Below are 21,415 nucleotides of genomic sequence, written 5' to 3'. Positions count from 1 at the left end.
GACTCATTCCTTGAGCAATAATTACCGGAGTATTATCGGTATTTGCACAAAGATTACAAGGTACAGAAAACTCAGAAAAAGCAGGTCAGTGACTATTAAACTTTCGATTATTCGCCCCGTGTTTATTGTTTATACGGAAAGCGTTTATTAATCGGAGCGCCGCTGTTTTTGTTTATTTTTATAACCCCTGCTCCTTGCGCAAACAGGATGGGGTGATTTCCAGATTTTCTTACACCGTAGAGACTAAAAGAATTCTGTCGAATGACGACAAGATTTCAATTAGATAAAGCTGCATTGCAGCGTAATGGCTTGGTCATTGGCGGCACCTGAACGACGGTGCCGCACAAATCACAATATTAAGCTGGACCAATCACTAATACCGCTCGCCCGGTGGTTGGGCATTGGTCCATGTAGCGGTGGGCCGCAATAACATCATCAAATGCAAAAGATCGTGTTACCTGAGGAAGTAATACCCTATCAGCCGTCAGTTGATTTATTTCACGCAACGCACGTTGCAAAGCAGCTTCGTCTTGAGTAATACCCAATTCTGGTTTTCCGGTGAAGTTGCCCAGACAATGGACAAAAAACTGGATGTTTTTTTGAAATGCAGCGCAGGCCGGAAAGGGGGTTTGATTACCCCCCTGCAATCCATACAGAATCAAACTGCCGCGTGGAGCCAAAACATCACCTAAAATCGACATCTGCGGACCGCCCAAACCATCAAAAACCACATCTACACCACGGTTATCCGTGTATTTGTTAATGGCGATCAGCAAATCTTGTTCTTCAGTAACAATCACTTTGTCAGCCCCAAGGGCCAGTAAGTATTCACGTTGCGCGGAAGTCTTGGCTGCTGCGATTACTTTGACACCTAATGCCTTGCCCAATTGAACGAAAGCAGGGCCAGCACAATGGCTTGCATCAGTGATAAGTGCAGTTTGTCCCGGTTTTACGCGCGCCAGATCAACGTATGCAAAATAGGCAATCAAGAACGGTGTGTAATGGACGCAGGCTTCAACCGGTGTCAACAGTTCTGGGTAGCGAGTCAGCGCTGATCGAGGCAGTACGATCAATTCGCCATAAACCGGGTGTTTGTTGGCGGTGGCTGCTGGAAAACTCGCCACTTTGTCACCCACTGCCAAGTCAGTGACGCCGTCGCCTAGTGCGCAAACAACCCCGGCCATTTCCTGACCAAGCCCGGCGGGCAAACAAGCCTGCGAGGGCGCTAGATTCTGTCGCCATAGAACGTCATACCAACTTATGCCGATCGCTTCCACGCGCACTTGCACCTCACCGGATGCCGGTTGCTCGACAGGGTGCTCCTCAATTTTGAGAACCTCTGCCGGACCAAACTGATGAAAACGGATCGTGCGGGACATTTCGAACCTCGTCTAATGAACCTTAATGCCATGACTTTATCCGGGGTTATCCGGGAAGACTACAAGTGGATGTTAATAGTCGACATGTCTGTCATTGATTCTGGAGCTTTTTTAGGTCAACAAAACCATCGGCAAATAACCGCTGGAATCCTGCCATTTCTGAGGGCATTGAATAGCATGTCGGCGCGACAATGCAACCCGCCTGCAAAATTCGCTCAGCCAGCGGCATTTCTGATTGGTGTATATCCAGCGCAGAGCGTTCCGGGCAAACGCCTAACGGTAGGGTTTTTATAGGCAACTATCACTGGTGATGATGATAAATCCGGCAGTGTTCAACTTTTCGATGCCCCAGTAACGGATTCCTCGTATTATTCAGTTCGGCGATTTCTCACCCAGGCCGCGGGCCTGAGCAGAAAGATCGCAAGCCCCGTGTTGGCATAGACCATCGCATCGACAAACGGCCCGAGATCATCTGTTTATGAATCGCAACGACCTGCGTCGCGTCGACCTCAACTTGCTAATTGTGTTTGAAACCCTCATGCATGAGCGAAGTGTCACTCGTGCCGCAGAAAAGCTTTTCCTCGGACAACCGGCAATCAGCGCCGCGCTGTCTCGGTTGCGTGGGTTATTCGATGATCCGCTTTTTGTGCGCACCGGCCGCAGCATGGAACCTACTGCACGCGCGGTTGAGATATTTGCGCTGCTTTCCCCGGCACTTGATTCCATCTCGACGGCTGTCAGTCGGGCCTCGGAATTTGATCCGGCGACCAGCACTACGGTGTTTCGCATTGGATTGTCCGATGACGCGGAGTTTGCATTACTGCCCTCACTGCTCAAACGTTTACGTTCTGAGGCGCCCGGTATCGTGGTAGTGGTGCGTCGTGTGAACTACATTCTGATGCCGGCGCTGTTGGCATCAGGTGAAATTTCCATCGGAGTCAGCTACACCACTGACCTACCCGCCAACGCCAAACGCAAGGTACTGCGCCGCAGTAAAGCCAAGTTATTACGGGCTGACACCGTACCCGGACCCTTGAGTCTGGATGATTTCTGTGCACGTCCCCATGCTTTGGTATCGTTTGCCGGCGACTTGGGTGGGTTTATCGATGAATATTTGGAGAAAGTGGGCCGTAAGCGCCATGTCGTTTTAGCTGTGCCGCAATTCAATGGCCTTGCGACATTGATCGCGGGCACCGATATCGTCGCAACGGTTCCCGACTATGCGGCTGAAGTGCTAACAGCTGCGGGAGGCGTGCGCTCTGAAGATGTTCCTATCGAAACCCGTACTTTTGAGCTGCACATGGCGTGGCGTGGTTCCCAGGACAACGACCCCGGTGAACGCTGGTTACGTTCTCGCATACAAATGTTCTTCGGTGACCCTGATAGCTTGATCTAGAGCCTGGGAGGGACTTATACATCATTCTCAATGATATTAACCTTCGGTTCATTCGATTCGTGCAATACCAGCTGCCAGAACAGAATCCGCCAACTTAACGAATATTGGCGGATTTTTCCCATGGCACAGTCATTCAATCACTTGCGCTACCCCATTGCTGCACTGGCCTTGGTCATGATCAGCGCGTGTGGTCAACACGGTCCCGCAGCAGCGGCGGCACCCGCTGCCGCGAAAGTGACCGTTGCCAAGGTACTGGAACAACCCGTCAACGAATGGGACGAATTTACCGGCCGCTTGGAGGCACCGGAAACCGTTGAAATCCGCCCACGGGTTTCTGGCCAGATTGATCAGGTCTCGTTCACTGACGGTGCTTTGGTTAAGAAAGGCGAGACGTTGTATCAGATCGATCCTCGCCCATTCCTCTCCGAAGTTCATCGTCTAGAAGCCCAATTGGCGCAAGCACGCGCTACGTTGATCCGTACCGGAAATGAAGCGCAACGTGGCCAGCGCCTGTTGAGCAGTAACGCTATCTCTGCAGAACTGGCCGACACTCGTAATACCTCCGCTCAAGAAGCTAAAGCCGGTGTCGATGCCATCCAGGCTCAACTGGATCTGGCTCGCCTCAACCTGAGCTTCACCCGCGTGACGTCGCCGATCAGTGGCCGCGTCAGCCGTGCGGAGATAACCGCCGGCAACATTGTGACCGCCGACGTAACAGCGCTGACCAGTGTGGTTTCCACCGACAAGGTATACGCCTACTTCGACGCGGACGAGCGTGTTTTTCTGAAATACAAAGAGCTGGCACGCAAAGGTAAGCGCGGTCAGGCCACCCCAGTATTCCTTGGTCTGTCCAATGAGGAAGGCAACACCCACCAAGGCACGATGAATTTCGTCGACAACCAGGTTAATCCGAAAACCGGCACCATCCGTGGCCGCGCAGTGTTTGATAACGCCGATGGCCAGTTTACGCCGGGGCTCTACGCCCGCCTCAAACTAGTGGGAAGCGGTACTTACTCGGCTGTGCTGATCAGCGATGAAGCTGTTGGTACTGATTTGGGTAAAAAATTCGTACTGGTGGTGGGTGCTGATAACAAGCCGGCTTATCGCAGCGTCGAACTGGGTCCAAAACTCGAAGGTTTACGTATCGTTCGTAGCGGATTGACCAAAGACGACACCATCGTAGTCAAGGGCTTGCAGCGCGTTCGCCCGGGCACCCTGGTAGACCCTGAAGTCACTCAGATGGCCAGCGCCGAGACCCTTGCTGCTCTTGCTAAACAGCGCGAGGCGCTTGAAGCCAGCAATGTCCAGCAAGCAGCAGCCAAACTGGCAAGCAACGCTTCCCCACGCGGTTAAGGGATAACTCATGAATTTCTCTCAATTCTTCATATCGCGACCGATCTTCGCTGCGGTGCTGTCGCTGATGATCCTGATCGCAGGGGCCATTTCACTGTTTCAGCTACCGATCAGTGAATATCCGGAAGTTGTACCGCCAACCGTGGTTGTACGTGCCAACTTCCCTGGCGCTAACCCCAAAGTGATCGGCGAAACCGTTGCTGCTCCTCTGGAACAAGCTATTACCGGGGTCGAGAACATGCTGTACATGTCCTCGCAGTCCACCGCTGATGGCAAGATCACGTTGACGATCACCTTTGCGCTGGGCACTAACCTGGATAACGCACAGGTACAAGTTCAAAACCGTGTGACCCGCACCGAGCCCAAGCTTCCAGTAGAAGTGACGCGCATAGGTATCACCGTAGACAAGGCCTCACCCGATTTGACGATGGTGGTCCACTTGACCTCCCCGGACAAACGTTACGACATGCTCTACCTGTCCAACTACGCCATCCTCAATATCAAGGATGAACTGGCGCGACTGGGTGGCGTCGGTGACGTACAACTGTTCGGCATGGGTGATTACTCGCTGCGGGTATGGCTTGATCCAAACAAGACGGCTTCACGCAATCTGACTGCCATCGATGTAGTAAACGCGATTCGCGAACAGAACCGTCAAGTTGCAGCCGGTTCTCTGGGCTCACCGCCTTCGCCGGATGCCACCAGCTTCCAGATGTCGGTTAACACCCAAGGCCGTTTGGTCACCGAGGAAGAGTTCGAGAACATCATCGTCCGTGCGGGCCCTAATGGTGAAATCACGCGACTCAAGGACATCGCGCGAATAGAACTCGGCTCCAGCCAATACGCACTGCGCTCGCTGCTGAATAATCAACCCGCAGTAGCGATTCCAATCTTTCAGCGCCCTGGCTCCAACGCCATCGAAATCTCTAACGAAGTTCGGGCAAAAATGGCTGAACTGAAGAAGAGCTTTCCCGAAGGCATGGACTTCTCCATCGTCTACGACCCAACCATTTTCGTCCGTGGTTCCATCGAAGCAGTGGTTCATACCCTGTTTGAAGCCCTGATTCTGGTGGTACTGGTCGTTATCCTATTCTTGCAAACCTGGCGTGCGTCGATCATTCCATTGGTGGCGGTACCGGTGTCATTGATCGGTACGTTTGCCGTGATGCACCTGTTTGGCTTCTCGCTCAACGCACTGTCACTGTTTGGATTGGTGCTAGCCATCGGGATCGTGGTGGATGACGCGATTGTGGTGGTGGAGAACGTCGAGCGAAATATCGAGTTAGGACTCAGTCCGATCGAAGCCACCAAAAAAGCCATGAGTGAAGTCACTGGCCCGATCATCGCCACCGCGCTGGTATTGTGTGCGGTGTTTATCCCGGCAGCCTTTATCTCAGGCCTGACAGGTCAGTTTTATAAGCAGTTCGCCCTGACCATCGCTATCTCCACCGTGATTTCGGCGTTCAACTCCCTGACGTTATCCCCTGCCCTGTCGGCGGTATTGCTCAGAGCGCATGACGCACCGAAAGATGGCTTCTCTCGCTTGCTCGACAAGCTGTTGGGCAGTTGGTTGTTCCGTCCATTCAACCGCTTCTTCGACAAAGCCAGCCATGGTTATGTGGGCACCGTTGGCAGAGTCATCCGCAGCAGCGGCATCGCGTTGTTTCTGTATGCCGGCCTGATCGTGCTGACTTGGTTCGGTTTCGCCAACACCCCGACCGGTTTCGTACCTACCCAGGATAAGCAGTACCTGGTGGCCTTCGCGCAATTGCCGGATGCTTCCAGTCTTGACCGTACTGAAGACGTGATTAAACGCATGTCGGACATTGCGCTCAAGCAGCCAGGCGTGGACAGTGCAGTGGCGTTCCCCGGCCTGTCGATCAACGGTTTCACCAACAGCCCGAACGCTGGCATCGTGTTCGTAACACTCAAGCCGTTTGACGAACGTAAGGACGCCAGCGAATCGGCCGGCGCGATTGCCGGTGCGCTGAACGCCAAGTTTGGTTCGATCCAAGAAGCCTACATGGCGATCTTCCCACCACCACCGGTACAAGGCTTGGGCACCATCGGCGGCTTCCGGGTGCAGATCGAAGACCGTGGCAATCTGGGTTATGACGCGCTCTACAAAGAAACTCAGAACATCATCACCAAGAGCCGCACGACGCCAGGATTGGCTGCCCTGTTTACCAGCTACACGGTAAACGTGCCACAGGTCGATGCTGCCATCGACCGTGAAAAAGCCAAGACCCATGGCGTTGCCATCAATGACATTTTTGACACCTTACAGATCTACTTGGGTTCGCTATACGCCAACGACTTCAACCGCTTCGGCCGTACTTATCAGGTCAACGTCCAGGCCGAGCAACAGTTCCGTCAGGAAGGTGAGCAGATCGGTCAATTGAAAGTGCGTAACAACCTTGGTGAAATGATCCCGCTGTCGACCTTTATCAAGGTCAGCAACACCTCGGGCCCCGACCGCGTTCAACACTACAACGGTTTCATCACCGCAGAAATCAACGGCGCCGCTGCACCGGGCTATAGCTCAGGCCAAGCCCAAGAAGCCATTGAGAAACTGTTGAAAGAAGAACTGCCTAACGGCATGACCTATGAGTGGACCGACCTGACCTATCAGCAGATTTTATCGGGTAACACTGCGCTGTTGGTCTTCCCACTCTGCGTACTGCTGGCGTTCCTGGTGTTGGCTGCCTTGTACGAAAGCTGGAGCCTGCCACTGGCGGTAATCCTGATCGTACCGATGACCCTGCTCTCAGCCATTGCCGGGGTAATTATTGCCGGTAGCGACAACAACATCTTCACCCAGATCGGTTTGATCGTGCTGGTGGGCTTGGCGTGTAAGAACGCGATCCTTATCGTCGAGTTCGCCAAAGACGAGCAAGAGAAAGGCAAAACGCCGTTGGAGGCTGTTCTGGAGGCCTGCCGCTTGCGTCTGCGCCCGATCCTGATGACGTCTTTCGCTTTCATTATGGGTGTTGTGCCATTGGTTCTTTCCAGCGGTGCCGGTGCTGAAATGCGTCATGCCATGGGCGTGGCGGTGTTCTCCGGGATGCTTGGGGTGACCTTCTTTGGTTTGTTACTGACGCCGGTGTTCTACGTGCTGATTCGTAACTATGTAGGTCGTAAAGCAGCCCGTAAACAGGCTCGCGAAGCTGACAAAGCCCTGAAGTTGGAGACGCAACAATGAGCGTCAAGACAGTGAAGTTTTTTATCCCAAGCCTTTTAGTTATCGCGCTGGCGGCGTGCGCCGTCGGCCCTGACTACAAGGCACCGGTGACGCCTGCTGCCAAAGTTCTTTCGGTAGCGCAAGGCAACTATGACCGGGCTCACACTGAGTCGGTCTGGTGGGCGCAGTTCGAAGACCCAATCCTTAATCAACTGGTCAGTCAGTCAATGACCGGTAACCGGGATTTGCGCGTGTCGTTTGCTCGCTTGCAAGCTTCCCGTGCGATCCGTGATCAAGTCGCGTATGCCCAGATGCCAATTATCACTAGCGGCGTCAGTAGCCAATTAGGTAAAGGCCAACGGCCTGGCACCACTACCCAGCGGGTCAACACAGAGCGCTATGATGCTGGCCTGGATATGGCCTGGGAGATTGACCTGTTTGGTCATATTCAGCGTCAGATAGAGTCGGCTAATGCCGATCAGCAAGCCAGCGAAGCCGACCTGTTCCAGCTTCAGGTCAGCATCACTGCTGAACTGGTGGATGCCTACGGCCAATTGCGCGGCGCGCAACTGCGTGAGCGGATTGCCCGGGACAACCTTAAAAACCAGCAAGAGTCACGTGCTGTGACAGTCAGCCTGCGTGACGCCGGGGTCGGCAACGAGCTCGACGTCGTGCGCGCCGATGCACGTCTGGCGGCGGTTGAAGCAACGGTGCCGCAGCTACAAGCCGAGCAAGTGCGAGAGAAAAACCGCATTGCCACCTTGCTCGGGGAGCGCCCGGAGTCAATGACTGTCGATTTGAGTCCGGCGAAGTTGCCAGCGATTGCCAAGGCTTTACCGATTGGTGACCCCACCGAACTACTGCGCAATCGCCCCGACGTACGTGCAGCTGAGCGTCAATTGGCCTCGGCCACGGCGCAGATCGGCGTGAACACCGCGGACCTGTTTCCACGGGTCAGCCTAACCGGCTTTCTCGGTTATACCGCCGCTCGAGGTTCGCAGATTGGCTCATCCGCTGCCAGCGCATGGTCGCTGGGTCCAAGTATCACTTGGCCAGCGCTGGACTTGCGCACCGTACAGGCAAGAATTCGAGGCGCTAACGCCGATGCTGAAGGTGCGCTGGCCAACTACGAGCAGCACGTGCTGCTGGCGTTGGAAGAATCGGAGAATGCTTTCAGCGACTACAACAAGCGTCAAGAGCGCCTGATCTCGTTAATTCGTCAAAGTGAATCGAGCCGCAAAGCAGCGGAGTTGGCCTCAATTCAGTACCGCGAAGGCACTGCTGACTTCCTCGTGCTACTGGATGCCGAACGTGAGCGCCTGGCGGCCGAAGATTCTCAGGCCTTGGGCGAGATCGATACCTATCGTGGGATTGTTGCCATTTACAAGGCATTGGGCGGCGGCTGGCAACCCCAGTCTTAAGGCCTCGATCACGCCATTAAACCGCCTCCTTAATAGGAGGCGTTTTTTTGAACACAATATGGGCACGTTAAAGACCAAGCTGCGCGATCGCCGTTTGACAGCTGCCAATCACTCGCAGAAGCTGCAGGCCGTTATGAAATGGAAACTGGTATGCCAAAACCACCTTTGAGCGGCTCGTCCGCCGAGCCGAAACCGCGTCATCGATGGCCTCTTGGCTATTTCATTGCAGCAATGGCTATCGCTTTAGGTATGGGTTTACTTTGGTTCCAAAGTAGTCCCTCGGTACCGCCCCCGGCTGTCCACACTATTAGCTACGGTCGCGCGTTGGCGCAGGCTCACAACGGTAAACCCGGTGCCGCCCGCGTGCTCTATCAACAATTCGCCCGAACCGATTTATCAGGAGTTCGGCGCGCCAGATTGCTAGTTGAACTGTCAAATTTTCCTGGCCCACAGGCACTGAAGTGGGTGGACGCATCGTTGTACAGCGAGGAAACCATCGTTCAGCAAGCGGCAATAGACGCAATCGTCAAGCTCGTATCTGGAAGCCAGCGCAGCGTATTGCTGGGCCCTTTGCTCGATGAAAAAACACCGGAGGCCAGATTCAGAGCGGCGAAAGCGTTACTTGGTCTCACACCGGACGAAGTAGGATTGTACTTCACCCCGCTGGAACAGGTAGTCGAAGAATATAAAACGGCGCTTAACGCCGAAACGCCGACGACCAGTCAAGACCAGTTGCAGCTGGCCAAGCTGTACCTTCACACCGATGATCAAGCGCTGGCAGGCAAGGCATTGGAGCAGTCCCTGGCGCTAGATTCCAATAACCTCGACGCCGCGCTGGCTCAGATCGGTTTTTTTGACAAGCATGGGCAAGCGGAAAAGGCCAGGCATCTACTGGGACAACTGCTAGAACACAATCCCGCGTCGTCGATGCTGCAACACGCGTTGGGCATGTGGTTGCTCGATCATGGGCAAAGCGAATATGCACTGCTGAGCCTGACAAAGGCGATTGAGCTTGACCCAGAAAACAATGATTTTCGATATGACTTGGCAGTTGCACTGCACGGCTTGGAACAATTGGAGCCTGCGCAGAAGCAACTTGAGGACATTTTGCAACGTCAGCCTGCCAACCGGCGCAGCCGAGTGCTCCTGATTCATTACTGGCAAGAAAGCGGTCAACTGCAAAAGGTCCAGGTGTTGCTCGCAGAACTTGAGCAACAGAATCCCGACGACCCCGTCTTGCAGCAAGGCCTCTAAAGCTCTAAATAGGTGCCTGCAGGGGGCACTTATGGTTTCTACTGAAAGTCTAATCGCGGAAATTACTTACAACCTGCTTCTCCAAATATCACAGAAATCGCGACCGCCGGTTTAATGTAAATTTCCCTTTACTCTAATCAATTGCATAAGACTATTTTCTAACTCGAAAAAAAAGTGCATCATTTGTCCGTCGCTGGTACCAACTTCCCCTTTCACCAAACGTAATTGACAGCAAATCGTTAGTTTCGTCCCCCGACAAAAACGCTTTGGGGGGTGGGTAGAGAACTGAAGGATCGAATCGGCTAGACGTTTTTTCTTATCGCTTTGTCAGGCTAAAATCAGCCAACTACACTGCCGGAGTAAACATATTTGTCCAGACTTGCCGAGTTTCGCGCAGCAGAAAAAGCCCTTCAAGAACAGCTTGCTCAGCTGGAGACTTTGAAGAATGACGCCGGACTAAAGAAGGAGATTGAATTCGAACAAAAGCTTCAGGGTTTGATGAGCACCTACAGCAAGAGCCTGCGCGACATCGTCGCCATTCTCGACCCGAAGAGCTCGCTTCCACAGGCCGCTCCAGCGGGAATCAAACGCCGCAGGGCTCGAGTCGTAAAGGTTTATCAGAACCCGCACACCGGTGAACTGATCGAAACTAAAGGTGGTAATCACCGCGGCTTGAAGTCCTGGAAAGAGCAATACGGCGTTGACGCTGTAGATTCATGGCTTCGAGCCTGATCAATCAGCGGTACTTAAAAAGCCCTGCCTGGCAGGGCTTTTTAATGCCTGTCAATGTTACTCGCGCACTATTAACTAATCCGTTCAGCGTTCTGACAGAAAAGAATCGCTAGATTAAAAAAACAGTCATGATCTTGCAAGGGTGAAATTTCTTACAGGCAATCGAGACTATTCCGTAATTATAATAGTTAACATCTCATCATGTTTCCACGATCAAGAAGGTAAAACAGTGGCTTCAGATGAATGGGCTGCTTAGATACTCAATCTGAGCCAAACTAGTGGCGTTTCAATGTTAGCAGGTTGCATTCAGTATAATTTGCCGGAAGGCAGATACGGGATTTTTCAACTCATATGAATGCAGTCTCTACTCGCAGCGTTTCCATTAGTCGGGAACACTATTTCTTCACATATTTTTCACATCGATTCTTTCAGGATAAAGGCTGCTAAAGGATTAGCGCCCCAATGCCCGCTTCGGCGGGCGTATTTTTGCCTATTGTTTGGCGTAGCCCTTAAACACTTACCCCGCCCTCATCACTACAAGCTTATTGCTTAACTACTAATCGAAGGCTGTCACGAATGTGCTGCACCTCCTCTTTGGTAGACGCATAGCCGTCGGCAGACCCCGCATATGATAACGACCACGCGGTGTCCCTGGTTGCCGTCGCGACCAATGTCTGAGTCATGACATGACCGCCGTTCTGGGTAATGCTGCAGGTAGTCTCTAGCGTAGGCAGTGCGCTAAGGGTGCCTTCATGGACTTTGCTGCACACGCTTTGGAAGCCATCACGAGCGAAGTTAATCTGTATCGCTTTACGCATTTCCATCAATACGCTCTGAATATTCACTTCATGTCCAGGCTGAAGTCGAGTTTGGGTGAGCTCCATAACCATGATCGGATTTCCATTTTGATCATTCTTCACCGCTCGCTGTCTCATTTGAACCGATGGCTGTCCTTCGGCTGCGGTTGTCGCGGGCAGTGGCTCAACTTTCCAGTCAGCAGGCCAAGTCACCATCGCATCTGCCGCGTGAGCGCTGCTGACGGCTAGCAGCAGGCTCAGGCTTATCAACGATGACTTGCATTGCGGGTAGATCATGATTGGTATCACCAGAACGATTGAACCGGAAAGTTTGAGCCTGTCCTCCTTTCGGAACAAGGCTTTGGTTCCGATTTAATCAACGCTTCTCGCCTTTAGGGTTGGCGCTGATTGTTCTGACCATTATTCTTTAGTAGTTGCACGACCATTTAAATCGGAGATTCCCATGAGCTTGCACGAATTGAACACCTTTGCCGGCGTTACCGCCGTACCGGAAGCCGTGACACAAGGTTTTGTGTTCAACCACACCATGCTGAGGGTCAAGGACATCACCGCCTCATTGGACTTCTATACTCGAGTGCTAGGTTTTAGCCTGGTGGAAAAGCGAGATTTTCTAGAAGCCGAATTCAGCTTGTACTTTCTGGCATTGGTCGATAAAGCATTGATTCCCGCCGACAGCACCGTGCGTAACCAGTGGATGAAATCTATCCCCGGGATTCTGGAACTGACCCATAACCACGGGACCGAGAGCGATCCGGCCGTCGTCTATCACAACGGTAACGCCGATCCACGCGGCTTTGGGCACATCTGCATCTCGGTCCCCGATGTCCACGTAGCCTGCGAACGTTTTGAAAACCTTGGTGTGCCTTTTCAAAAACGTCTGGCCGACGGACGTATGAACAGCCTCGCATTCATCAAAGACCCAGACGGCTACTGGGTTGAAATCATTCAACCCACGCCGCTGTGATAGGCCTCCCCGCGTCCAGCAGCACAGCGCCTACCGACTCATAGGTATTTAAATTGTAGAAGCGCTGTTCGAGTCGTTATTGCTTGGTAAAGAACAGCGTCACCTGCCCCAGCTCGACACCCAGCTTGCTCATGTAGGAACGGTTGGCCAAGGTTTTATTATCGAGCATGTACATCCAATCATCGAAACGAACTTCATAGGTTTTGCCGTCCACTGGCAGGTTTAGCACGTAGTTCCAATGGAACGTATTGCCCGAAACCTCACCGAATGCTTCGCCGACCACATCACTTGCGGTGCCACGCCAGTGTCCTGGACCATCCGGGCGCAAGGTCCAGACACGGGTCTGTTTTGTGCCGTCGCTGTAATTGAAAGTCTCATGCATGATGAGCGCGTCACCTTCGCTGTGGCTATCTATTACCACATGAAAGCGCTTGATCACCTCACCGGAGCGTTTTTGAAAAATACCTGACGCTAGCACCTGCCCCGAAAAATAATCGCGCAAGTCGAGCTTCGGCGTCTGCTGGCTATATTGAGACACTTGAACGCCACCACAACCGGCCAGCCCAAGAGACAACGCCAATACAATTGATTTCAACATGTGATTTCCTCGTGAAAGCTGCCCCGTTAAACGCACAAGGTTTCGGGTGCAACCAAATTTCGACCTCAGGTTTAGCAAATCGATGCTCTGATAGTTACAAGAGACCAAAAAAAGCCGGAATCTGAATCAGATCCCGGCTTTTATGTCTCTCAGTTGTAACCCTGGCTTACGCTGGCGCTGACGTACGGATCAGGTGATCAAACGCACTAAGGGACGCTTTTGCACCCTCGCCCAAGGCAATAATGATCTGCTTGAACGGAACGGTGGTGGCGTCACCAGCGGCGAAGATGCCGGGGATCGAGGTCTCGCCACGGGAATCCACAATAATTTCGCCTCGCGGTGATAACTCAATGGTGCCTTTGAGCCAATCGGTATTGGGTAGCAAGCCGATTTGCACAAAGATGCCTTCCAGATCGACGGAAACTTCTTCGTCGTTCAAGCGATTCTTGTAACGCAAGCCGTTAATTTTCTGGCCATCGCCCAGCGCTTCAGTAGTTAGCGCATTGGTGATTACCGTCACGTTGGGCAGGCTCAACAATTTACGCTGCAATACCGCATCGGCGCGCAGTTGCACGTCGAATTCCAGCAAGGTTACGTGTTTGACGATACCGGCCAAGTCGATCGCTGCTTCAACGCCAGAGTTGCCGCCACCGATGACAGCAACGCGCTTGCCCTTGAACAACGGACCGTCGCAATGCGGGCAATACGCAACACCCTTGTTCCGGTATTGCTGCTCGCCCGGCACGTTCATTTCGCGCCATCGTGCACCGGTGGCAATGATCACTGTACGGGCTTTGAGTGAGGCTCCGTTGGCGAATTTCACTTCGTGTAGCTCGCCCGCCTTGCCTGGAATCAATTGGTCTGCGCGCTGCAGATTCATGATATCGACTTCGTATTGTTTGACGTGTTCTTCAAGTGCTACGGCCAGTTGAGGGCCTTCGGTGTGCTGAACAGAGATGAAGTTTTCGATGGCCATGGTGTCGAGCACTTGACCACCAAAACGCTCTGCCGCGACGCCGGTGCGAATACCTTTACGTGCCGCGTAAATCGCAGCGGCCGAACCTGCCGGGCCGCCGCCGACTACCAGCACATCAAATGCTTCTTTAGCGTTGAGCTTTTCTGCCTGGCGATCACCGGCACTGGTGTCTATTTTGGCCAGAATTTCTTCCAGACCCATGCGGCCTTGGCCGAACAGCTCGCCGTTGAGGTAGACGCTAGGCACTGACATGATCTGACGGTCAGTCACTTCAGCCTGAAATAGCGCGCCGTCGATGGCGACATGCTTGATGCCCGGGTTGAGCACTGCCATCAGGTTTATTGCCTGAACGACGTCTGGGCAGTTCTGGCAGGACTGAGAAAAGTAAGTTTCAAAGGTGAAATCACCCTTAAGCAATTTCGCCTGTTCAATGGCGTCCGCGCTGGCCTTAGAGGGGTAGCCACCCACTTGCAGTAGCGCCAGCACCAAAGATGTAAATTCGTGACCCATGGGGATGCCGGCGAAACGCAGGCTGATATTTTGTCCCGGGCTGTCTAACGAGAACGATGGGGTGCGCACATCAGAGCCGTCGTCTTTAAGCGTAATAAAGCTCGAAAGGCTGGCTACTTCTTTAAGTAGCTCCAGCATTTCTTGGGATTTCGCGCCGTCATCAAGGGACGCAACGATCTCGATTGGACGGGTCACCCGCTCCAGGTACGATTTCAACTGGGTATTAAGATTGGCGTCCAACATGGCGCGATTTCCTTTTCTTCATTCGGTAGAAAAAACAACGCCCGAGCGATGGTCGCCCGGGCGTTTTTTGGGGGCGATGCGGATTACTTAATGCTTGGAAGCAGAGCCCATGGCCCCCAGCCGACGCATATCGACTTAGATCTTGCCAACCAGGTCCAGAGACGGGGCCAGAGTGGCTTCGCCTTCTTTCCATTTAGCTGGGCACACTTCGCCTGGGTGGGCAGCGACGTATTGAGCGGCTTTAACTTTACGCAAAAGCTCAGAAGCGTCACGGCCAACGCCGCCATCATTCAATTCAACAATTTTAATCTGACCTTCTGGGTTGATTACGAAAGTGCCACGGTCAGCTAGACCTGCTTCTTCAATCAACACGTCGAAGTTGCGGGAAATCACGTGAGTCGGGTCACCAATCAGTGGAAACTTAACTTTACCGATCACGTCGGAGGTGTCGTGCCAGGCTTTGTGAGCAAAGTGGGTGTCGGTAGACACACCATAAATTTCAACGCCCAATTTCTTGAACTCAGCGTAGTTGTCAGCCAGGTCGCCCAGTTCGGTAGGGCAAACGAAGGTGAAGTCAGCCGGGTAGAAGAAAACGACAGACCATTTGCCTTTGAGGTTGGCTTCCGAGACTTCAACGAACTCGTTGTTTGCGAACGCCGTGGCTTTAAATGGTTTGACGTGGCTGTTGATGATAGGCATCGATAAATCTCCGGAGGGTTGGGAAAAACTAATGGGCGGATCTTACGCTAAACAGCGAGATGAGCTCATTGGCAAAGCTCATGCTGCTGATTACCTTTCACTATAAGAGATCTGTATTAATAGAAGAAATCTGTGACAGATGTAGGGTTTCATTCATTGCCGAAAACGGGGCGGCTTCGATGTAGCGCAATGCTGATTTCATATCCTTCCAACCGACATACGCCATCAACGATTTTAAGTCCCAGCCGCTTTGGTGGGCCCAAGTGGCGAAGCCCCTGCGCAGTGAATGACTGGTAAATTGTTCGGCAGGAAGTCCTGCTCGCTCCAGCGCCTGACGCAGCAGCGGGATAATGCTATTCGCGTGCAAGCCTTCTCTTCCAAGATTACCCCAGCGATCAACAGCTCTGAACACAGGCCCATGCACCAGCGCCGAGCATTTTATCCATTCGATATACGCTTGAACCGGACAGAGGCGCAGGAGCGCAGGCGTTTGATAGGTTTTACCGAGGTTTTCGCGATCACTTTTACTGCGAGGCAAGTACAGGGTAATGCCCGACCCTGCGATAGCTTGAACGTTGTCGATGTCTAGGCGGCACAGCTCATCACTGCGAAAGCCCCGCCAAAAACCCAACAGAATTAATGCCGCATCACGACGGCAGCGCAATGACGTAGGCTGATCGCCCTTTGACTCCGCCTGCACACCCTCCAGATCAAGTCTGGCGATCACTTGCTCTAAATGCTGCAACTGCAAAGGCTCAGCTTGTTTTTCCTGTGCGGGATGCAGGGCCCGGATGCCTTTCAATACTTTGCGCACCATTGGCGCTTTGGTCGGGTCCGGAAATCCTTGACTGCTGTGCCATTGCGCGAGCGCTGACAAGCGCAGTTTCAACGTATTGATCGAAAGCACTCCCGCGAAGGCGACCAAGTAACGAGCAACGCTGTCGCTGGTCGCAGGCAGAAACCCTCCCCAGGTCACTTCAAAATGCTCAACAGCCGCTCGGTAGCTACGCCGTGTGTTGTCGCGTGTGGCAGCGGCTAAGTAGCGATCCAGTTCATTCATGCCGAACTCACCCTTTTGTGTACTGAACCCAAGCTGAAACACTATTTTAATTAATGACACGGGATAATACCCCAATATCCCATGTGTATTTCCTCTTATTAATGGAAACCATTGTTAATATTTTAGTATGTAATTACAGTGTACGTACCACGGTATGAAATAGTAGGAGTACGGCATGGCAAGGGGTGGGGTCAATAAAGCGCTAGTTCAAACGGCGCGCCTAGCGTTACTGGCTCGCGGGGAAAATCCGAGCATCGACGCCGTGCGTATCGAGATGGGCAACACCGGCTCGAAAACCACGATTCACCGGTGCTTAAAGGAATTGGAGGAGCACGAATTCAGAAATGCTGTACCCGCTGCCGAGATTGGCACTGAATTGACGGAACTGGTGAGCCGCCTCGCTCAGCGACTTCAGGAACACGCTCAGGATCGTATCGATCTCGCGCAGACGGCCTTTGACGAAAAATTGCAAACCTTGTCAGAGGAATTGGCAAGGACTCAGTTGCATGCAAGCGCACAGCAGCAACAACTCGACGTGCTGAATACTGATCTGGCGGCAAAAAAACTTGTGGTAGACGCCACTCGCGGTGCTTTGCAGGCCCAGCAAACATCAAACGCTCGCTTGGAGCAGGCGCAGCAAGATCTAAATGTACGTTTGCAAGACAAAGACGGACAAATTCGCTCGTTAGAAGACAAGCATATCCATGCCCGCGATGCACTTGAGCACTACCGCAATTCAATAAAGGAACAGCGCGAACAGGAGCAGCGGCGCCACGAAGGACAGCTGCAGCAAGTGCAGATGGAGTTACGCCAAGCACAGCAGGTCGCGATCGTACGGCAGGAAGAACTTACTCAGCTCAATCGAGACAATGAGCGCTTATTGAGCGAAAGCCGCAGCAGCTTGCGTGAGCTGAAAACGCACCAGCAACAGCTAAAAAAAATGACTCACGACGCGATTGGACTCGACGAAAGATATCAACTCGCCCACACCCAGTGCGCGTTGCTGCAAGAGCGCTTGAGTTCGGCGCAGAGCGAAAGCGCTGCCCTTAAGCAAACGCTGGAGGAACATGCACAGAGTCAGCAAATACTGCGCCTGGAGTTGATCAAAACCCAGCTGGCCTTTGAGGCCTCGTCAACCATAAAAACATAGAAAAGACTGAAATCGGCCTGAGCCGGCGCCCACAAGGTCACTCCGGTTGTCCATCTCCGATCATCAAGCGCACCTTCAGCGCCAGTTCATCAACGTTAAAAGGTTTGGTCAGCATATCCATTCCGGGGTCGAGAAACTCAGCTCTCACTTCAGCGTTTCGCGCGTAACCAGTCATGAACAGCACTGGCAGATCTGGACGGAATTGCCGGGCGATCTCTGCCAATTGACGACCGTTTAACCCGGGTAAGCCTACATCGCTAATGAGCAGATCGATACGCTCTGAGCTTTGTAGCACTGGCAGCGCAGTCTTGCTGTCACCAGCTTCTAATGTCGAATAGCCGAGCTCGCGCAGCACGTCGATCACAAGCAGGCGCACCGCAACCTCGTCTTCCACTACCAGCACCTGCTCCCCCTTCACTGCCCTAGGAGCGCCGAGACTCTCGGGCTCAGCGATAGGATCCGCTGCCTGCTCATGGTGGCGCGGAAGATACAGCTGAATCCGAGTACCCTGCTGAACCACGCTATCGATCTGGACATGGCCGCCGGTCTGCTTAACGAATCCGTAGACCATTGAAAGCCCCAGGCCCGTGCCTTGCCCAATCGGCTTGGTGGTGAAGAAAGGATCAAACGCACGCCGGATCACCTCTGCCGACATGCCAAAACCGCTGTCTTCGACGCTGAGCAGTACATACTCACCTGGAGCCATGGCTTCTCGTTGAGTGTCAACGTGAACGACCGCAGAGCTGACCATCAGACGGCCTCCCTCGGGCATAGCGTCACGGGCATTGATCACCAGGTTCAACAACGCGCTTTCCAACTGATGCTCATCAGTATTGGCTTGCCACAAGCGCGGCTGAAGATCAATGCACAACTCGATGCTCTCGCCTAACGTGCGGCGCAACAACTCCTCCATGGACATCACCATCTCGTTCACGTCCACCGCTTGAGGGTTAAGCGACTGGCGCCTGGCAAAGGCGAGCAAGCGGTGTGTCAATGAGGCGGCGCGATTAGCTGAGGTCATCGCGGCATTGATATATCGGTCCACCTCTGCGACGCGCCCTGCTGCGACGCGCCGCTGAATCAAATCCAGCGCGCCGAGCACACCGGTGAGCATGTTATTGAAGTCATGCGCAATTCCGCCCGTGAGCTGGCCGATGGCGTCCATTTTTTGCGCATGACGCAACGCCTCCTCCGCGCTTTCACGCTCGGACATTTCCACTTGCAGCAGCTCGTTGATCGTAACCATTTCGCGGGTTCGCTCTGCTACCCGTCGCTCAAGGCTGTCGTTCAGCTCACGCAGAGCCTCTTCAGCATTGACCTGTGCGGTGATGTCAGTGTGAGTGCCCAGCCAATGGGTGACGTTACCCAAGCCATCGCGGATGGGTAAGGCACGGGATAGAAACCAGCTGTAGTTTCCGTCTTTACCACGCAATGAAAACGTATCGTCCCAAACCGAACCGGTCGCGAAACAATGCTTGGCCCGTGCAGTAATTCGGTCGAAGTGTGCAGGATCAAGAACCGAACGCCATCCCAAAGCCAGCATGGCTTCCAGCGACATGCCGGTGTAGTCATACCAACGTTTGTTGTACCAATATATTTTTCCGCAAGGCTCAGCTGTCCAGGCCAGCTGGCTCATATTGTCGGCCAAGGTACGAAATTGTAGCTCGCTTTCGCGCAGCGCCCGCTCGGCACGTGATCGTTCCATGGCGATCCAACTTCGCTCAGCGACATCGCGAACAAAGCTGACTTCTTCGTCGCTCCATATCCTTGGTTTTAGACCCTGCAGCATCAACAGAGTGGTGATTACGCCCTGTTCGAGTAGCGGAATATTGATCAGCGTTCGCATGCCTCTGGCCTGCAACTCGCTACCGCCCAGGGCCGTGCGCGCATCAAGTAAAGTATCGTTGATGACCAGGCCTTCACCCCGGCGCAGCGTCTGAAATAGCGGACCAAAATTGTTGAGGCTGTATACGCCAACGAGGCTTGGAATTTCATCCAGTACCCAATCGCGCTTGATTACGATGCTTTCTTGCTCAAGGCTCACAGTGGCAAATGCAACTCGTTCAATTCCCAAAGTCATACCTAGAACTCTGGCGGCTGCTTGTCTAATCTCTGTACAGCCGGTTTTTTCTCGCAGCTGATCACCCAAGATCAATAAAGCTGCCTGGAAGCGCTCGGCACGTGCGCGCTCAACGATCTGGCTTTCCAGCACCGCGTTGATTCGACGCAGATTCTCTTCACCGTTGCGTTCAAGCGTTATGTCCCGTGCAGTGCCAATCAAACGGACCGTACCATCGCGCTCCTGCATCCGGCGCCCCCGTATGGTTAGCCAGCTTGGTAGGCCGCTGACACGTGGACGGACCCGAAAGTCCAGGCTGATCTCACCGGTTGAGCGATCGCTCAACGCTTGCGCTACCGCCTGAACCAATACGCTTCTATCTTCGGCCTGGACGGCGACAAGAAAATCCTCGACGGTTGGATTAAGTTGCTCGGGCGACATCTCGGCAATCAATCGTGTCTGGCTATCAAAATGCAATTGATTACGGCTAATGGTGTACTCCCAGACACCTACGGCAGCGATGGAGTTGGCTAACTTGACGCGCTGTTCGGCCTCTAGAAGTGCGTTACGCGCTTTAGCGCTTTCATCCGCCGCCTGAGTGCGCTCCACCACCTCGCGAACCAGCGCGATGTCTTCGCTTGACCACCGTCTAGGTGCCTCGGAGCTTATATACAGCAGTGCATTGAAACCCTGATCGTCGCTCAGGGGCGCAATCAAAATACTGCGTACGTTATAGTCGGCGTATCGCTGAGAGGAGCCGGATGTATGGGGATCAGTAGTCACGTCCTCGACAGCGATCAACTCACCTTGAGTCAAGCGCCCCAACAAATCTTTGCCATATTCGTCGATTTGATGAACGCCACGACTGCTGCGTGCAGGGCTTCCCAACCACTCGCTTTGGATGGTCAACACGCCATGTGCGTCGAAACGGCCATGGCCTATGCGCTGAATTTCAAGAGTAGACCCCAGACTATCCCCAAGATTAAATACGACGTCCTCAGCGCGAACTGCGTCGTGCAGTCGGTCGCTAAGTTGCAGTAAAAACGCCTGACGCGCCTGTTGCTGGCGGTGCCGAGCCTCGCTTTCGCGCTGAGCCACCAATGCACGACGCAACTCTAGCTGACTGACGACCTGGTTCGCTAAAGTTGCCAATGCGGCTACCTGGCGCTTGGACAGGTGCCGAGGATGCACATCAAGCACGCACAACGCGCCCAAAGGACCGTCGAGCGACATCAACAACGCGCTGGCATAAAATCGTAACCGAGCACCTCCAACAACCTGCGGATGAGTGGCGAACCGTGGGTCGGCCGCCAAATCATCAATGATCATCCCATCAGGCTGCCGTATGGCATGGGCACACAACGAATATTCAAGGGGTTGATCACCCTCGGCCAAACCAAACTGCGCAAGGGACCATTGCCGATCAATGTCGATCAGGTTGATTTGCGCCATAGGTGCGTCACATAGATACGCGGCGAGGCTGGCAAGCTCTTCAAACGTCAGCTCTGGGGGAGTGTCAAGTATGTCCAGTCGAGCAAGGGCGGCAAGCCGATCCTGCTCGCACCAGGGCGTTGACGTCGAAACGTTGTGATTGTTCAAGAAATGTGTCCGCGTCCTGAAAA

Annotated in this window: 15 protein-coding genes; 8 read left to right on the top strand and 7 right to left on the bottom strand. The window is 53.4% G+C overall.

What is annotated here, in order from left to right:
* Positions 1–356 precede the first annotated feature (356 nt).
* Entirely contained in the window at positions 357–1,379 is a 1,023-nt protein-coding gene (locus tag RGW60_RS07295; protein WP_322203468.1) for a zinc-dependent alcohol dehydrogenase family protein, read from the bottom strand.
* A gap of 478 nt (positions 1,380–1,857) precedes the next feature.
* On the opposite strand from RGW60_RS07295, the gene RGW60_RS07290 reads away from it, so the two are divergent.
* From RGW60_RS07290 to RGW60_RS07265, 6 genes are all read left to right on the top strand, one after another.
* Positions 1,858–2,775 (top strand): LysR family transcriptional regulator, encoded by a 918-nt coding sequence (locus RGW60_RS07290; protein ID WP_322203466.1) that lies wholly within the window; start codon positions 1,858–1,860, stop codon positions 2,773–2,775.
* A gap of 120 nt (positions 2,776–2,895) precedes the next feature.
* A complete protein-coding gene (mexE, locus tag RGW60_RS07285) occupies positions 2,896–4,128 on the top strand; it encodes a multidrug efflux RND transporter periplasmic adaptor subunit MexE (RefSeq protein ID WP_322203465.1) in 1,233 nt (410 codons plus the stop codon).
* A 10-nt stretch (positions 4,129–4,138) separates the two neighbouring features.
* The gene (locus RGW60_RS07280; RefSeq protein WP_322203463.1) at positions 4,139–7,330 is read left to right on the top strand and encodes an efflux RND transporter permease subunit; all 3,192 of its coding nucleotides are present in this window, start codon (positions 4,139–4,141) and stop codon (positions 7,328–7,330) included.
* The gene (locus RGW60_RS07275; RefSeq protein ID WP_322203461.1) at positions 7,327–8,730 is read left to right on the top strand and encodes a TolC family protein; all 1,404 of its coding nucleotides are present in this window, start codon (positions 7,327–7,329) and stop codon (positions 8,728–8,730) included. Before RGW60_RS07280 ends, RGW60_RS07275 begins: the two co-directional genes overlap by 4 nt.
* Positions 8,731–8,880: 150 nt before the next feature.
* A complete protein-coding gene (locus RGW60_RS07270) occupies positions 8,881–9,984 on the top strand; it encodes a tetratricopeptide repeat protein (RefSeq protein ID WP_322203459.1) in 1,104 nt (367 codons plus the stop codon).
* Between the two features lie 369 nt (positions 9,985–10,353).
* A complete protein-coding gene (locus RGW60_RS07265) occupies positions 10,354–10,716 on the top strand; it encodes a histone-like nucleoid-structuring protein, MvaT/MvaU family (protein WP_322203457.1) in 363 nt (120 codons plus the stop codon).
* Positions 10,717–11,258: 542 nt separating this feature from the next.
* On the opposite strand, the gene RGW60_RS07260 is transcribed toward RGW60_RS07265, so the two are convergent.
* Complete coding sequence (locus RGW60_RS07260; RefSeq protein WP_322203455.1) at positions 11,259–11,810, bottom strand: DUF4946 domain-containing protein; 552 nt, start codon at positions 11,808–11,810, stop codon at positions 11,259–11,261.
* 166 nt (positions 11,811–11,976) lie between these two features.
* Between RGW60_RS07260 and gloA the strand changes: the two genes are divergently transcribed.
* A complete protein-coding gene (gene gloA / locus RGW60_RS07255; RefSeq protein WP_322203453.1) occupies positions 11,977–12,498 on the top strand; it encodes a lactoylglutathione lyase in 522 nt (173 codons plus the stop codon).
* Between the two features lie 76 nt (positions 12,499–12,574).
* On the opposite strand, the gene RGW60_RS07250 is transcribed toward gloA, so the two are convergent.
* The 4 genes from RGW60_RS07250 to RGW60_RS07235 all read right to left on the bottom strand — a co-directional run bounded on the left by RGW60_RS07250 (position 12,575) and on the right by RGW60_RS07235 (position 16,584).
* Positions 12,575–13,096, bottom strand: a complete 522-nt coding sequence (locus tag RGW60_RS07250; protein WP_322203451.1) for a DUF3833 domain-containing protein — start codon at positions 13,094–13,096, stop codon at positions 12,575–12,577.
* 166 nt (positions 13,097–13,262) lie between these two features.
* Entirely contained in the window at positions 13,263–14,825 is a 1,563-nt protein-coding gene (ahpF, locus tag RGW60_RS07245; RefSeq protein WP_322203449.1) for an alkyl hydroperoxide reductase subunit F, read from the bottom strand.
* 135 nt (positions 14,826–14,960) lie between these two features.
* Positions 14,961–15,524 carry an alkyl hydroperoxide reductase subunit C gene (gene ahpC / locus RGW60_RS07240; RefSeq protein WP_322203447.1) on the bottom strand — a complete coding sequence of 188 codons (564 nt, stop codon included), beginning with the start codon at positions 15,522–15,524 and terminating at the stop codon, positions 14,961–14,963.
* Between the two features lie 100 nt (positions 15,525–15,624).
* Positions 15,625–16,584 (bottom strand): site-specific integrase, encoded by a 960-nt coding sequence (locus tag RGW60_RS07235; RefSeq protein WP_322203445.1) that lies wholly within the window; start codon positions 16,582–16,584, stop codon positions 15,625–15,627.
* A 175-nt stretch (positions 16,585–16,759) separates the two neighbouring features.
* On the opposite strand from RGW60_RS07235, the gene RGW60_RS07230 reads away from it, so the two are divergent.
* Complete coding sequence (locus RGW60_RS07230; RefSeq protein ID WP_322203443.1) at positions 16,760–17,734, top strand: DNA-binding protein; 975 nt, start codon at positions 16,760–16,762, stop codon at positions 17,732–17,734.
* Between the two features lie 37 nt (positions 17,735–17,771).
* Here the strand turns inward: RGW60_RS07230 and RGW60_RS07225 are convergent, their stop codons facing one another.
* Positions 17,772–21,392: a GAF domain-containing protein gene (locus RGW60_RS07225; RefSeq protein WP_322203441.1), complete on the bottom strand. Its 3,621-nt coding sequence runs from the start codon at positions 21,390–21,392 to the stop codon at positions 17,772–17,774.
* Positions 21,393–21,415: the final 23 nt, after the last annotated feature.

Source organism: Pseudomonas sp. AB6 (genome assembly GCF_034314105.1).
Classification (GTDB): Bacteria; Pseudomonadota; Gammaproteobacteria; order Pseudomonadales; family Pseudomonadaceae; genus Aquipseudomonas.
The sequence above is the reverse complement of the archived record's forward strand: the minus strand, read 5'-3'. Positions and strand labels throughout refer to the sequence as shown.